Genomic DNA, 15,035 nt, shown 5'->3' with positions numbered 1-15,035 from the left:
GCCGGTTACGCCGCCAGCGCTTTCTGGATATCCGCCAGCGGGGCGTTGGTCAGGTCCTTGGCGATATCGCCCAGCAGGCGCGCCTGGACCTCCTTGTGCAGCAGCGGGCGGATACGGCCCAGCGTGGTCGGGTCTGCCACCAGCACCAGGTGTGCATAGCGGTTGTTGAGCGCATCTTCGTTCAACTGCTCCGCTACCTGCTTGGCAAACGTCGCCTCGTTGAGCTGCGAAATGGACATGTCCTTCGGCACCGCGCCAGCCGGGCCCTGACCAGAGACGCCCTGCTCGCTGATGTCCTGCAGGCGCAGCTCACCTTCCTGCTTCAACGCCAGCTGATGTTCGCTGCCGACGTTGGTGAACACGCGGGCCGAACCGCCATCGGCGACGATGATCAACGTGCCTTCGGGAATGCGACGGGTCATGCAATGCTCCTTCTCGATTGCGTTCAGCGCTACCGTAGACAGCGTCGCGTGAGCGCCGCGGCCAGAGTTCGTTCAACACTTGTCATTGCATGCCGCGCGGATGAACAGGCGCGATGGAACACAGCGTGCAGATCAGTCCGCTTCGCTGCATGCTCACGCCGATGCCGCTATGATGAACGTATGATCGACACGACCCACTACGTGACGGGCGCACCTGTTACGTGGGAAGCACTGCCGACCGGCGCTTCGCTTGCCACGATGGCTCCCGCCCTGCCGTTCCACCGCCTCGCGCTGGATCCTGGCGGATGACGCCCGCAGGCCCTCGGCCTGCACTCCCCACGCTGCTGTGACCGCCGGCCGCTGACTGCGCGACCGCTGTGATCCTGTTGCTGCGTTTCCGCCGTTGCGGCGGTGCTTTGCCGTGCGCGTGGCGTCGTGCCTGCACACATTCCCCGGCCCCCACGCCACTCACCGATGCCCCTGCGCCACCTGCGCCTGCATCGCCGTTTCCGATTTCCGGGACCTACCTCACCGCTCATTTCCCCTCTTCTGCCTACAAGGGAGCCCCCATGCAGGACACCCCCGATGCACATGCCCATTTCGGCTGGTTCAAACGCCGCCGCCACCTGAAGGTCGATGAGATCACCGTCGTCGACAAGCCCATGCTCAAGCGCGCTGTCGGCGCGGCCGCACTCGGCAATGCCATGGAGTGGTTCGACTTCGGTGTCTACGGCTATCTGGCCGTCACCATCGGCCAGGTGTTCTTCCCCTCCAGCAACCCCACCGCGCAGGTGATCGCCGCGTTCGCCACCTTCACCGTGGCGTTCCTGGTGCGGCCACTGGGCGGCCTGGTGTTCGGCCCGCTGGGTGATCGCTACGGCCGCCAGAAAGTGCTGGCGTTCACCATGATCCTGATGGCGCTGGGCACGTTTGCAATCGGCCTGATTCCCGCCTACGAGCGCATCGGCATCTGGGCGCCGGTGCTGTTGCTGCTGGCGCGCGTGGTGCAGGGCTTCTCCACCGGCGGCGAGTACGGGGGCGCGGCCACCTTCATCGCCGAGTATTCCACCGACCGCAACCGCGGCCTGATGGGCAGCTGGCTGGAGTTCGGCACGCTGGGCGGCTACATCGCCGGCGCCGGCACCGTCACCGCGCTGCACATGCTGCTGAGCAGCGAGCAGATGCTGGACTGGGGCTGGCGCATTCCGTTCCTGGTGGCCGGCCCGCTGGGCCTGCTCGGCCTGTACATGCGCATGAAGCTGGAGGAAACCCCGGCGTTCCGCGCCTTCGCCGAGGAAGCCGAGAAGCGTGAGCACGAGCGGCCGGGGCTGGGCGCGCTGTTCCAGGTGCATGGCCGCCAGCTGCTGGTGTGCATGGGCCTGGTGCTGGTGTTCAACGTGACCGATTACATGCTGCTGACCTACATGCCCAGCTACCTCAGCGTCACGATGGGCTATGCCGAGAGCAAGGGCCTGCTGCTGATCATCATCGTGATGCTGGTGATGATGCCGCTGAACATCGTCGGCGGCCTGTTCAGTGACCGGCTGGGCCGGCGCCCGATGATCATCGGTGCGTGCATCGCGCTGCTGGTGCTGGCCATTCCGTGCCTGCTGCTGGTCGGTAGCGGCAACGACGGGCTGATCTTCCTCGGCCTGATGCTGCTGGGGCTGGCGCTGGTGTGCTTCACCAGCTCGATGCCGTCCACGCTGCCGGCGCTGTTCTACACCCCGGTGCGCTACAGCGCGCTGTCGATCGCCTTCAATGTGTCGGTGTCGCTGTTCGGTGGCACCACGCCGCTGGTGACCGCGTGGCTGGTGGAGCGTACCGACGACCCGCTGGTGCCGGCCTATTACCTGATGGGCGCGGCGGTGATCGGCCTGGTGACCATGCTGTTCGTGAAGGAAACCGCCGGCCTGCCGCTGCGCGGTTCACCGCCAGCGGTTGGCAGCGACAAGGAAGCAGCCGCGCTGTTGAAGAGCGATGTGCCGGTGACGGTGGACCCGACCTTGCCGCCGCTGCCGGACGTTGCCGAGCCCGAGCAGGCGAAGCCGGCGTTGTAGAGCCGAGCCCGTGCTCGGCTGACTTCCAGGGGATCAGCCGAGCATGGGTTCGACTCCGCACCCCGTGCGGCATCAATCACCCGGGGTGTCCAATTCCATCGCGCGCATCACGATGGGCTTGGCCCAGCCCGGCGTGTGCAACAGGTCGGCCACTGCGACCGGGTAATGCAGCTGGCCTGCAGCCATGGCCAATACCGGCAGCGGCACCACGCAGCCGTCAGCATCGGCCGGCGCGCTGTTGTCGTAGACATGCAGCTCGGCCAGGTGCGGCAGCAGCTCCAGCAGATTTGCGCGCGCCGAATCGAAACGCGCGTGGATCTTCTCCACCGGAATATCGTGGCCACCGGCGGCCACCCGCGCGGCCACACGGGCGACGTGCAGCCCGACATCGGCCAGCCCACAGAACCAGATCGCCACCTGGTGCCGCTCGCAGGCCTCACGCAGCAGACGCGGAATGGTGTTGCCACCGAGCGTGGTCTCGAAGGCGAAGTCGGTGCCATCGGCCATGGCCTGGCGCAGGCGGCGGGTGCCTTCCTGCCAGGCCTCGGCATTGGCGTCCGGCAGCGGCCAGCCGGCGTCGACCAGGCGGCGGGTGAACGAGTCCGGGTTGAACCAGCTCAGCCCTTCGGCGTCCAGCCAGGTGCCCAGCAGCGAACTCTTGCCGGCGCCATTGACACCGGCCAACGCCAGGATGCGTCCCATCGATCAGAGCGGACGGCCAAGGGTGACCTTGCGGCCGCGCCGGATCGGCTGGCCCAGCACCTTGCCCAGCCCTTCCCCGCGCTGCAGCCCGGCCAGGGTCTGGTCGAACTCGCTGCGCAGGCGCTGCAGCTCCTCGCTGCGCTCACCGGCATCACCGCCGGCGGCCTTGGCCAGCAGTTCCTGGTAGGTGCGGATGTCCACGATCACCGCTTCCGGGTGGTTGTGGTTGGTGATGACCAGCGCCTGCTTTTCGCGCACGGTGCGCATCAGGCTCGGCCAGCCCCGGGTCTTCACCGACGAGGCCGGGGCCTTTTCAAGGCCAGGCAGATCCAGCGGCAGGGTCATGGCACGGCTCCAGGCGGGGTGGATGAGCGACACTATACCCAATTTGGCCAAATTGGGGATAAATCCCCTTTTACCGCAGGGGCGCGGTGTCCGGAGCGTCGGTCTGCAGCAGGCTGTCGCGTTCGCGCAGCGGGAAGCGGATCCACGCATCCAGCCCCTGTGGGCCAAAGTGCAGCTCGCCGCTGCCAGCCAGCTCGTAGGGCACGCGCTGCTCGATCAGCGCCCGGCCCAGGCCACGCTGGCGTGGCATTTCCCAGCCCTCCACGTCGGCATGGCGCTCGCACCAGTGCAGGCCCAGCCACGGTTCGGCGTCCTGCACCTGCAGATGCCAGGACACCTCGATCCGCCCCGCCTCGCGCGCGGCCGCGCCGTAGCGCAGCGCATTGCTCGCCAGCTCATGGATGGCCAACGACAGCACCTCGGCCGCTTTCGGTGGCAGCAGCACGTCCTCACCGTGCAGTTCGCACAGGCCCGTGCCCGGCATCTGCGCCGACACTTCCTCTTCGATCATCCCGCGCAGGCAGACCCCGGCATTGCCGCCGCGGGTCAGCAGGCTCTGCGTGCGCGCCAGCGACATCAAACGCCCGCACAGCCGCTCGGCGTACTCGTCCACGCTGGCCACGGTGCTGCGCGTCCGCCAGGCAAGGGCATGGATGGTGGACATGATGTTGCGGACCCGGTGCTGCAGTTCGGCCAGCAGCACCGCCTGGCGCTCGGTGGCGCGCTTGAGGTCGTCGATATCCACCGCAATGGCGAACACCCCGGTCACCTCGCCGTCTGCATCGCGCAGCGGCGCAGCGGCGACGCGTGTCCAGCGGGCGCGCCCGTCGTCATGGATGAACTGGAACTCCAGGCCGGGGACCACCGTCTCCCCCCGCAGGGCGCGGGCGATGGCGAAATCATGGGGCTCGATGCGCGAGCCGTCGGGGTGCCATCCCTGCCAGCGGTAGTGGTTGGGACGATCAGTGGACGGCACCTTGCCGGTGGGCAGATAGGTCCGCATCCGGTCGTTGGACAGTTGCAGTCGGCCTTCGGCATCGACAATGCAGACGCCCACCGGCAGCACCTTGAATGCCAGCGCCAGGCGCCGGTCGCTCTCACGGCGCTTCTGCTCCTCGCGCTCGCGGGCCGCCTGCGCGACATGCGCGGCGGTCGTTTCGAACATGGTGACAAGCACACCGTTGATGCGCCCTTCCTCACCGCGGATGGGGCTGTAGGTGATGGTGAACCAGACATCCTCCAGCCGCCCCCGCCGCGCCAGCGGATAGAGCTTGTCCTCGTAGGTGATGGTCTCGCCCTGCCACACCCGCTGGTAGATCGGGCCGTTGATGTGCCAGACCTCAGGCCAGCACTCGCGGGTGGGCTGGCCAAGCCCGCCCGGATGCTTGTCGGCGAGGATCTCGGCATAGCCATCGTTGTAGAGCTGCACCAGCTGCTCGCCCCACAGCACGATCATCGGGAAGCCGTGGGCCAGCATCAGGTCGACAGTGGCGCGCAGGTGCGGCGGCCATCGCTCGATCGCACCCAGTGGCGTGCCTGACCAGTCGTGGCGGGCAATACGGGCGGCCATGCCGTCATGGCGCGCATGCGCCTGCAGCGGCGGCGGCATGCCCGCCGGGCGCTCAACGGCCGGGAGACCCTGGATGCGGTGTGACATGCCGCGCAATCAGGCGATGCCCGCAGCAGCCTGCGGGCCTGCCACCAGCCGTGCCAGCTGCTGCACCAGTGCCTCGATGTGATAGGGCTTGGTACAGCGGGGCGCGCCAGCGAAGCGGCTGGGCAGATTGTCATCGTAGCCGGAGGTCAACATGAACGGCGTGCCGGCGTCCGCCAAGCGGTAGACCAGTTCACCCCCCAGGTTGATGTCCAGCAGGGCGACATCGATGGGGTTCTCATCGACCAGACGCCCCAGCGCCTGCAGGTCACCGGCCGGTCCCACCACCTGCGCCCCCTTCAGTTCCAGATAGTCCACCAGGAACATCGCGATGGCGAATTCATCTTCCGCCACCAGCACCCGCAGCCCTTTCAGGCCCTCTGGCTTGTTGCCCGCTTCCAGCACGACCCGCGCTCCTCGATACACGCGGCGCACCTCTGCCGCAACGCCTGCAGGATGCGCGAAACGGGCTACAAGGGCGCGTGATGATCGATGAAGATCGCCGCCACGGCCCGTTCACCCGGGCATTGCAGCGGCGCGTTCAGAACGCACGCTCCCATTTCAGGCTGAGCAGGCTGCGGTCGTGGCTGTACAGCCAGCCGACGTTGCTGTCGATGCGGGCGTAGCGCAGGCCCAGGCTGGGCACCAGCCCGGCCAGCGCCAGCCGCTCGCTGCGCACGATGGCGATCAGGTTCTGTTCGTCGTCCTGCCTGCGCGCCTCCAGCAATGGACTCCAGGCGTCGTAGTCGCGGCGGCGCAGCGACACGAACACCGTGGCCGTGGTGCCGCTCCACTGCCGCGCCGCGCCCAGCCGCAAGCCGCGCTGGCGGTAGCCGTTGGCCGGGTCGGCAGCGCTGCTGCCGGTGACATCCAGCCCGGCGAAGACCGTCCAGCGCGGATTGAGCGCACGGAACCAGGTGGCATACACCGATGCCAGTTCGCCGTCATAGTTGCTGGCCAGGCCCTGTTGGCGATACCGCTGGCGCTTCCAGTCGGCCTCCAGCTTGAGCAGGCTGCGTGCATCCGGGGCGTACTGCCATTCGCCGTGCACGCCACTGCCGCCCTGCAGCGCATGGTTGCCCAGGCCCTGGACGTCATAGCTGGGGGCAAGCAGCACGGTCTGCCGCGCACTGCGCCAGCTGTAACCTGCCTGCACATTGGCATTGAGCTCGTTGTAGGCACGGTGCCCGCGCCATGCCTGACCGAAGGCGAGACCGCGCACGTACAGCCCATGATGCCCGTCGAGGACCCAGCGCCGTTCCAGGCTGGCGTCGTAGTCGAGGCCCCCTGCGCGCTGGGCGTCGGGCAGTTTCCGTTCGATGATGCAGGCGTCGCCTACGCCGAACAGGCAGGTGCGGCTGGCCGAGCTGCGGTTGATGTTGTCACTCCATGCGGGGCCGGCGGACAGCGCGCCTTTCCAGCGCTGGCGCGCCTGCAGGGCACCCAGGTAACCGTCCACGCGCGCGCGGACGCCGGCCGTGGCCGGATCATCAGCATTGATGCCTGCAGCGATGGCCGTGAACAGCGCGACCGCATCGCGATCACGCTGGTCTTCCGCATAGACACGTGCCAGCTCGAGTCGGGCCGGCAGGAAATCCGGCTGCGCCGCCAGCAGCGCTTCGTACTCCTTCGCCGCGCGACGATGGTCGCCGGCCACGCGGGCCAACACCCCCTGCGCGTAATGGCGCAGCAGCGGGTCATGCCCCTGCAGTTCGATGTACTCCTCGAGGAACGCCGCGGCGGCCCGCCATTGCTGATGCTGCAGTGACAGGTAGAGGGCCTGGCCGAGATCGTCGACGGTGCGCTCCACGCGCAGCGTCCTGCCATCGATGGTGATGGTCGGCCGCTCCGACTCGGCCTGTTGCAGGCGCTGCCGGTCCTGCTGCTGGTGGCGCAGTTCGCTGCCCTGTTCAAGCACGCGGCGCAGATCGTCCTGCTGGGCGCGCACATCAGCGGCAGCCAACAGCAGTACGACAAGGAAGGTGGAATGGCGCATGGTCGATCCGTGGTGGTGCATGCAGCGGCCGAAGCAGGGACTGGCGGATCGCGGCTTGTCCCTGCCCTGCCCCGTCAGGGGCGTGGCGATCAGTTCTTGCTGCCGCCGAAGGCGGTGTCGTACTGGCTGTTGCCGGCGAACGTGGCGATACCGGCGAGCGTGGCCGCGTTGGCGCCGAAGAACTGGCCCTGGCTGTTGCCGGTGACCGAGCCGTTGGCCACGGCGGTGCCGGCGAAGGATGCATCGGCGCTGTTGATGTTGGCGCTGATCGCCAGGGTCTGGCCACCACCGGTCAGGCCGCCGGTCAGCTTGCCAGTGCCGAAGTTCGCCGCGAACGTGCCGCTGAGCAGGTTGCTGCCATTGAACCGGTTCAGGCCGGCCACCGCGTAGGTGGCGGTACCGCTGGGCAGGGTGGTGCCGGCGCGGTCACCAGCGAAGTACACCTGGCGGTTGTTGAAGCCACCTGCGGCGCCGTCCTTGGACCATTCACCGAACCACACATCGCCACTGCCCACCTTGACGAAGTTGAAGTGGCCCATGCCGGAATGGCTGCCCGGCGTACCGGTGATCGGCATGGCCAGGGTACGCACGGTAACGCCGTTGACGGTGGTCGGGGCCGAGTAGGCCGCCAGCCCCTGGAAGTCGACCGGCTTGCCGTTGGAGACGGCGCCGACGCCGATGCCGGCCTTGCCTGCGCTGTGCGGGCCGCCGTTGACTTCGGAGGCACCGACCTTGACGTACAGCTGCGAATCGGTGGCCGGGCTGGCCGCACCGACGATGTCGGCGGCCTGGGCGGCACCGGCCAGGGCGAAGGTGGCGGCCATGGCCAGTACGGAACGGGAGATCATCTTCATGGAACTACTCCTTGGGTTGAGGGAACAACGGGTACAACAACAGAACAGGTGATCAGAAGCGCGCAGTGACACCGAGCTTCAGCGTGCGCCCCGGCGCCGGCAGCGTGGAGCGCGTGGCCGGGTCGACGTAGTAGCGGTTGCCTAGGTTGGTGCCGACCAGCTCGACGCTGGCGTGGTCATTGAAGCGCCAGCGCGCGTAGGCATCGACGGTGGTGATGTTTCCCCAGGTGAACGGCACATTCTGCCAGATCAGGCCACCGCTGCCGGCGTACAGGCGATCACGGTAGGCCTGCAGGTCCGGGTTCTGGTGGCGCTGGTAATGCACGATGCGGCTGCCCAGCTCCAGGCGCTCATCGAACAGCCGGGTGCCCAGCGACACGTTCACCGACAACCGGGGAATGGCCTGGGTCAGCAGGTAGCCACTGACGAAGCCGTCCTGCACGCAGTTGGGCACCTTGCCGGCCAGCGCATCGAGCTGCACCGCCATGCTTTCGTCGCAGACCTTGTTTTCCAGCGTACGGGTGATGCCCAGGTCGGTGAAGAAGCGCCGGTTGTCGAACCGCGCCTGCAACTCCAGGCCGCGGATGCGCTGCTTGTCCAGGTTGTCGAACAGGAAATTGCCGTCGCGCTCGATCACGTTGCGGGTCTTGTGCACGTAGTAGGCCAGCTTCACGTCGGCATCGGCGGTGTTGCCGAACAGCGCCGACAGGTTGTGCACGTAGCCCACTTCGTAGTTGTAGGCGTGTTCGGGCTTGAGCGGGTACAGCGGGTTCAGGCTGCTGGAGAACGCGATGGTGCTCTCGAACATGCTGGGGAAACGCACCGCCTCGCTGTAACGCACATAGGCGCGCGCATTGGGCGAGAAATGCGCGGTGGCCGAGAAGGTCGGCAGCCAGGCATGGTCGCGCCTGCGCTCGTTGCGGCCGGCCACCGTCTGCGACCGCCCGCTCTGGATGCTGCACAGGATCTGCGCGCCCTGCACCGGCAACAGCCCGGGAATGGCCGCCACCTGACCATTCAGGCACGGGTTGCTGGCACGGCGGTAGTTGCCGTCCGCATCCGGCAGCCACGGAATGCTGTGCTCCACCGCCACCGGCGTCTCGTACCTGCTCAGCAGGCCCTTCAGCAGATCATCGACGATGAAGCCCATGCCGATGCTGTCCCAGAACGCGCGCTGCGCCTCGATGGCGTCGATCTCGCCCTGCAGGCTGGCCGGGCGTTCGGGCAGTTCGTTGACCCGGTAGCGGGCTTCCCTGGGGAACACAGAGGTGGTCATCAGCTCCGGGTGTTCCTGCAGGAAATCATCGAAGGCCCAATAGCGCGCGTAGCGCACGCCGGCGCTCAGGGAGAGGAAATCCACCGGCCGCCAGTCCAGCACCAGGTAGCCCTCGCCTTCCTGGCGACGCCCGGCGCGCGGGTACATGCGCCAGCCATCGCTGACGCCAAAGTACGGGTCCGCCGAGCGCAGTTTCTCGAACTGCCAGTTGCCGCCCACGGTCAGGTCCAGGGTGGAATGCAGCGCGAAGCGGTTGCTCAGGGTCAGGCCGGTGCGGTCGTTGCGGGCATTGGCCAGCGCGGTATTGCGCAGGATCGGGCTGCTGCCGGGGTTCCAGTCGGGGTTGCTGGCAAAATTGGGGAAGCCGCCGGCGGTGTAGGTATCGCTGGTGGTTTCGGTGCGCCACAGGTTGGCACGCAGGTCCAGCCAGCGGCTGCCGGCAGGCTGCCAGTGGTATTCCAGGTTCCAGGCATCGGCATCGACGCGGCTGAGCGGCCACTGGATGCGACCGTAGTCGGGCGCGGACAGGATGCGCGAGGGCATGATCTCGCCGTAGTGGGAGAGCGTACGCCGCCAGGTGGCGCGCAGCTGCTGGTCATCGTTGATCTGCCAGGTCGCCTTCAGCAGCCACGATTCCTGCTCGCTGGAGGTGTTGGGCACCTCGTCGCCGGGCTTGAAGTAGCGCGCCAGCGTGGTGATGTAGTCCAGGCCCTTGTACTCGAACTGCTCGCGCGGGTCCTGGTCGTAGTACGCCGTGCCCTGGGTGCCGGAGAAGTAGTTGCCGCGCTTGCGCCAGGCATACGCGGCCATCAGGTCCACGTGTTCGCCGCGCAGGCCCAGCGCCAGCCGCCAGGCCTGGTCCTCGCCGGCGAACACATTGGCTTCCGAACCGCGCGACTTCACCGGCACCAGCAGCGTGCTGTCGGCATACGGTGCCGAGGGCGAGCCCTGCGGGAACCCGGGCACCGTGCGGTAGTCCTCGCCGGTATGCAGCCGCGGCAGGCGTGGCGCCACCGCATTGCTGCTGCCTTCGATCTTCAGCTCCCCGCCGAAGCGCTCACCCGCTTCCACGATGTCATCGACGTCGATGGTCTTGATCACCAGCGCGCCACCGATCCCGCTGTGCACATCGCGCACCAGCCCCGGCCCCTTGATGACCTGGATGCCACCTATCAGGTTGGGATCGATGTAGTTGCGGTTGCTGACGCCGTTGTAGCCGCGCCAGACCGTAAGTGCCTGCTCGCCGCCGTCGATGCTGACCGGCACCCGCCCCGGCCCCTGGATGCCGCGGATGTTGATGTCCAGCGCGCCACTGTTGCGCGCATCGCCGCTGAACACACCGACCAGATCCTTGACCACGTCGGCCGGATTGGAGCCGCGGTAGCGCTCCACCCGGTCGCGCCCCGAATACGCCGTGGCCATGTCCAGCGCGAACACATCATCGTAGCCGCGCCGATCGCGGGCCTCGCCCCCTTCCGACTGCAGGCGACCGGCCACGTCCAGTGTCTCGGTCACCCGCACCCCTTCCCCTTCACCCGCCTCCGCTGCGGCACGCAGGCTCCAGGTGCCGTCCATGCCACGCTGCGCGCGCACGCCGCTGCCACGCAGCAGCAGCTGCAGGGCCTGCATCTGGCTGTACTCGCCGCTCACCGCGCTGGAGCGACGGCCTTCCACCAGGTCACTGCGGAACACCACCTGCACATCGGCCTGGCGGCCAAAGGCACGCACGGCGGCGGCCAGGGGCTGTTCCGGAATGGCGTACTGGCGCAGCGGCGCGACGACCGCCGGTTGCGCCTGCCCGGCCGGCACCCAGGCCAACTGCAGCAATGCGGTGGAAACAGCCAGGGCCAGAGCGGTGGCGCGACGATGACAGGCGGATGCCGTGGACGGCATGGACAGGAACTCCTCAAGCGGGGCGGGACAACGGACACGTCCGGTGCCCGGTGGTGTGTCTGGCTTGAGAAGAAACGCTGTTTCGCTCTGGCTATACCTCTATAGACAGCGGGCTGCGACGACTGCCCACGGTTTTTTCATGTTTTTTTTCATGCGACCGGTTCGTCCATGTTCCGCGGGTGCTTCACCACAGCAGCAACGCACCACCGGGCAAGCGCTGCACGCGCAGTCCCGCCTGCGCGGCCACGGCGACGATGGCCGTGTCCGGTTGCTGCAGGTGGAACAGGCCACTGACCCGTATGCGTGCGCCCTGCCCGCCCAGTACCCAGACCGGGCCACGACGGTAGCGCGCCAGGTCGGCGATGGCCTGCGCGGCCGGCCGATCATCGATCACTACCTCGCCACGCCGCCACGGCGCCATGCTCTCCGGATCTTCCAGCTGCACCGGCTGCAGCCAGTGCCCGTCACGGAACACGCGTGCCTGTCCGGCATGCAGGCGCTGCACGCTGCCATCGCCCGGGCGCACATCGACCACACCCGCGCTGACCTGGGTGGTGACCGTGGTATCCAGCATCGACACGCTGAAGGCGGTACCGATGTCACGGACCAGGCCGCCCGCTGCCTCGACCTGGAACGGGCGAACCTCGTGCGCCACCTGGAACCAGGCCTGCCCGCGCAGCAGGCGTACGCGCCGCTGCTGGCCATCGAACGCAAATGCCAGCGCGGTGCCGGCATCGAGTACCGCCGTGCTGCCATCGGCCAGCTGCACCACTCGTGGCGCATCGCTGCTGCGCACATCACTGCGCGCCAGCAGCAACGCATGCGGAGCGGCCGCGACCATCAGCACCACGGCCGCGGCCGAAGCCAGCAGCCACGGCAGGCGACGGCGCGGTGCGATCGGACGCAGCCCCTGGCGGTCGGCGGTCAGCTCGGGCAGCGCGGCCAGCACCTCGGGCCCGGCAGCGTCCAACCGCTGCCAGAAGGCCTGCTGCTGGCGCCAGGCCAGCGCATGGCGCGGATCGGACTGCAGCCAGCGCTGCAGGGTGCGTTGCTGGCGTCCCGGCAACGGGCCTGCACTGCACCGTATCACCCAGCGCAACGCCTGCCTGGCCTGACGCGGCGAGGGTTCGGACGTGGTCATGGTTGTGGCCTGCCGCACCGCGAATGGGTGCGCTTTCCTGTTGTGACAACGGCGGGCACGATCTGCCCACGGCAATCGCCGCTCATCGGCCCATTCCCCGCTGCTGTTGCTGGATCAGCAGCGCTGCGCGCAGCACATGCTTGCCGACCAGGCTCTTGGAGATCCCCAGGCGCGCGGCAATCTCGCGTTCGCTCAGGCCCAGGTAGCGGTTGAGCACGAAGCACTCGCGTACCTGGGCCGGCAGGGCCAGGATGGTCTGGGTGATCTCGCGCAGCTGCGCCTGGTCCAGCGCCCGCGCCTCGCCGTCGTGGCCTGCCTCGGCCATGCCGGTGGCGTACTCGGCCATCGCGCGCCGCTCGCGGGCGTCGGCCTGGCTGCGGTTGAGCGCGTGGTGGTAGGCCATCCGGTACAGATAACCGCGCGGCTCCAGGATCGGTGGATCACCGGGCACGCTGCTGGCCTTCAGGTAGAGGTTCTGCAGGGTGTCCTCGGTGCTGGCCGGGTCGAGGTAGCGCGCGACGAAGCGGGACAACGCACGGCGCTCGCGGATCAGCAGCTCGACCAGCGCCAGGGCATTGGGAGACATAGGTGCCAAGGCCGGACCGGGGAATGATGGGCGTGATGGCGACGGTCCGGACGTGGATTGTGGGCTGCGGGGCCGCAGGCGGCAAGCCGCGCCACGAAAGCATCATCGACGCATGGCGTGGATGGAGGATCTACGGTTCCTCCAGCGCCTCGAAGCGTTCGGCGAGGTAGTCGATCAGCGCACGCACCGCAGGCAACAGGCCGCGTCGCGACGGGAACACCGCGTGCACGATGCCGTGCTTGGGCACCCACTCCGGCAGTACAGGCACCAGCGCGCCACTGGCCAGCTCGTCGCTGATCATCATCCGCGGCAGCATCAGCAGGCCCACCCCGGCCACCGCGGCGGTGCGCAACGCGATCATGTCATCGCTGACCAGCCGCGGGCGATGGTGCACGCTGGCCAGCACATCGCCCGGCCCGGTGTATTCCCAGGCATGCTGCTGGCTGGGCGATGCCAGATCCACGGTCGGCATCATCGCCAGGTCGGCCGGCACCTGCGGCGTGCCCAGCCGCTGCAGCAGCGCCGGGCTGGCACTGGTGCACCAGACCCGGCGCGCCAGCACGCGTACCACCAGGTCACTGTCCTCCAGCGGCGGCGGCCGCACGCGGATCGCCACGTCCACACCCTCGCCCACCACATCGACGCGCCGGTTGGTGGCGTCCAGCTGCACCGTCACCTGCGGGTGCAGGGCCAGGAAATCGGCCAGCATCGTGCCAATGCGCGCGTGCAGGATCGCGATCGGGCACGCCAGGCGGATGGTGCCGCGCGGCTCGGCGCGTGACATCGCAATGGCTTCCTCGGCCGCTTCGGCTTCGACCAGCATGGCCTTGCAGTGGCGGTAGTAGTCCTGGCCGACCTCGGTGACCGAGAAACGCCGGGTCGAACGCTGGATCAGGCGCACGCCCAACCGTTCCTCCAGCAGCGCGATGCGCCGGCTCAGTTTCGACTTCGGCATCGCCAGCGCCCGGCCGGCCTGCGAGAAGCCGCCATGCTCGACCACCATGGCGAAGTAGAACAGGTCGTTGAGGTCACAACGGCGGATATCTGCGATGAACACGGGGCGATCTCCTGCGGCCACGGCCTGCAGACATTGTTCACCAGATAGGACTATGACGGCAAATATTGGCGTCTACCGGCCTTATTGTCACGGCGATATCGTCTTCGCAACGAAGAACAGCGGCCGGCAGCCCCGGCCAGGAGATCGCCATGAAGCGTGTCACCGGTACCTACAGCGCCCCGCGCCCGCACTGGGTGGGCGACGGATTCCCCGCCCGCTCGATGTTTTCCTACAACACCCACGGCCCGCACCTCAGCCCGTTCCTGCTGCTGGATTATGCCGGCCCGTACACCTTCGCCCCCAGCAATACGCCGCGTGGCGTCGGCCAGCATCCGCATCGCGGATTCGAGACCGTCACCATCGTCTATGAGGGTGAGGTCGCCCACCGCGATTCGACCGGGGCCGGCGGCACCATCGGCCCGGGTGACGTGCAGTGGATGACGGCTGCCTCCGGCATCCTCCACGAGGAATTCCACACGCCGGAATTCAGCAGGCGCGGCGGCACGCTGGACATGGTCCAGCTGTGGGTGAACCTGCCGGCGCGCGACAAGATGGGCGCACCGGGCTACCAGACCCTGCTCGACGCAGAGATTCCCTCGGTGGATCTGCCCGATGGCGCCGGCCGCGTGCGGGTCATCGCCGGCCGCTTCCACGGTCATGCCGGCCCGGCGCGCACCCACACGCCGATGGATGTCTGGGACATCCGCCTGCAGCAGGGCCACCACACCGACCTGCCGGTGGCCGAGGGCCGCACGCTGGCGCTTGTGGTGCTGAAGGGTACGGTGCGGATCAACGGCGGCCAGCCGGTCGGCGAAGCGCAGCTGGTCACCTTCGACCGCAGCGGCGAGGACGTGTTCGTCGACGCCGACAGCGACGCCACCGTACTGCTGCTCAGCGGTGAGCCGATCGACGAGCCGGTGGTGGGCTATGGCCCGTTCGTGATGAACAGCCAGGCCGAGATCGCGCAGGCGGTCAACGACTTCAACAGCGGCCGCTTCGGCCAGATCGCGCACTGATCGTTTCAAAGCGGCGGGCGATGGCCCGCCGCA

General features: G+C 68.0%; 13 protein-coding genes. 2 read left to right on the top strand and 11 right to left on the bottom strand.

Going from position 1 to position 15,035, the window contains the following annotated elements:
• Nucleotides 1-5: 5 nt before the first annotated feature.
• On the bottom strand, nt 6-422 hold the full coding sequence (locus VG556_RS00525; RefSeq protein ID WP_014037377.1) for a host attachment family protein: 417 nt from the start codon (nt 420-422) through the stop codon (nt 6-8).
• Between the two features lie 569 nt (nt 423-991).
• Between VG556_RS00525 and proP the strand changes: the two genes are divergently transcribed.
• Nucleotides 992-2,482 (top strand): glycine betaine/L-proline transporter ProP, encoded by a 1,491-nt coding sequence (proP, locus tag VG556_RS00520; protein WP_100450152.1) that lies wholly within the window; start codon nt 992-994, stop codon nt 2,480-2,482.
• A gap of 72 nt (nt 2,483-2,554) precedes the next feature.
• Here the strand turns inward: proP and VG556_RS00515 are convergent, their stop codons facing one another.
• The 10 genes from VG556_RS00515 to VG556_RS00470 form a co-directional block, all read right to left on the bottom strand.
• Nucleotides 2,555-3,184, bottom strand: a complete 630-nt coding sequence (locus VG556_RS00515; protein ID WP_014647342.1) for a hypothetical protein — start codon at nt 3,182-3,184, stop codon at nt 2,555-2,557.
• A gap of 3 nt (nt 3,185-3,187) precedes the next feature.
• Nucleotides 3,188-3,529: a type II toxin-antitoxin system prevent-host-death family antitoxin gene (locus VG556_RS00510; RefSeq protein ID WP_014647343.1), complete on the bottom strand. Its 342-nt coding sequence runs from the start codon at nt 3,527-3,529 to the stop codon at nt 3,188-3,190.
• Nucleotides 3,530-3,599: 70 nt separating this feature from the next.
• Nucleotides 3,600-5,186 carry a sensor histidine kinase gene (locus VG556_RS00505; RefSeq protein WP_046430927.1) on the bottom strand — a complete coding sequence of 529 codons (1,587 nt, stop codon included), beginning with the start codon at nt 5,184-5,186 and terminating at the stop codon, nt 3,600-3,602.
• 9 nt (nt 5,187-5,195) lie between these two features.
• Nucleotides 5,196-5,588 carry a response regulator gene (locus tag VG556_RS00500; RefSeq protein WP_100450153.1) on the bottom strand — a complete coding sequence of 131 codons (393 nt, stop codon included), beginning with the start codon at nt 5,586-5,588 and terminating at the stop codon, nt 5,196-5,198.
• A gap of 136 nt (nt 5,589-5,724) precedes the next feature.
• A complete protein-coding gene (locus VG556_RS00495) occupies nt 5,725-7,179 on the bottom strand; it encodes a porin family protein (protein WP_100450154.1) in 1,455 nt (484 codons plus the stop codon).
• An 89-nt stretch (nt 7,180-7,268) separates the two neighbouring features.
• Nucleotides 7,269-8,033, bottom strand: a complete 765-nt coding sequence (locus tag VG556_RS00490) for a Slam-dependent surface lipoprotein (RefSeq protein ID WP_100450155.1) — start codon at nt 8,031-8,033, stop codon at nt 7,269-7,271.
• A gap of 52 nt (nt 8,034-8,085) precedes the next feature.
• Nucleotides 8,086-11,202 carry a TonB-dependent receptor gene (locus tag VG556_RS00485; RefSeq protein WP_100450156.1) on the bottom strand — a complete coding sequence of 1,039 codons (3,117 nt, stop codon included), beginning with the start codon at nt 11,200-11,202 and terminating at the stop codon, nt 8,086-8,088.
• A gap of 184 nt (nt 11,203-11,386) precedes the next feature.
• Nucleotides 11,387-12,343, bottom strand: coding sequence for a FecR family protein (locus tag VG556_RS00480; protein ID WP_100450157.1), 957 nt, complete (start codon nt 12,341-12,343; stop codon nt 11,387-11,389).
• Nucleotides 12,344-12,425: 82 nt separating this feature from the next.
• Nucleotides 12,426-12,929, bottom strand: a complete 504-nt coding sequence (locus VG556_RS00475) for an RNA polymerase sigma factor (protein WP_100450158.1) — start codon at nt 12,927-12,929, stop codon at nt 12,426-12,428.
• 130 nt (nt 12,930-13,059) lie between these two features.
• Complete coding sequence (locus VG556_RS00470) at nt 13,060-13,986, bottom strand: LysR family transcriptional regulator (protein ID WP_014647350.1); 927 nt, start codon at nt 13,984-13,986, stop codon at nt 13,060-13,062.
• Nucleotides 13,987-14,135: 149 nt separating this feature from the next.
• Here VG556_RS00470 and VG556_RS00465 point away from each other — a divergent pair, with 149 nt between their 5' ends.
• The gene (locus tag VG556_RS00465) at nt 14,136-15,002 is read left to right on the top strand and encodes a pirin family protein (RefSeq protein WP_423179951.1); all 867 of its coding nucleotides are present in this window, start codon (nt 14,136-14,138) and stop codon (nt 15,000-15,002) included.
• Nucleotides 15,003-15,035: the final 33 nt, after the last annotated feature.

Origin of the sequence: Stenotrophomonas sp. CASM106 (assembly GCF_049384825.1) — a bacterium.
GTDB classification, from domain to species: Bacteria; Pseudomonadota; Gammaproteobacteria; order Xanthomonadales; family Xanthomonadaceae; genus Stenotrophomonas; species Stenotrophomonas muris.
The sequence above is the reverse complement of the archived record's forward strand: the minus strand, read 5'-3'. Positions and strand labels throughout refer to the sequence as shown.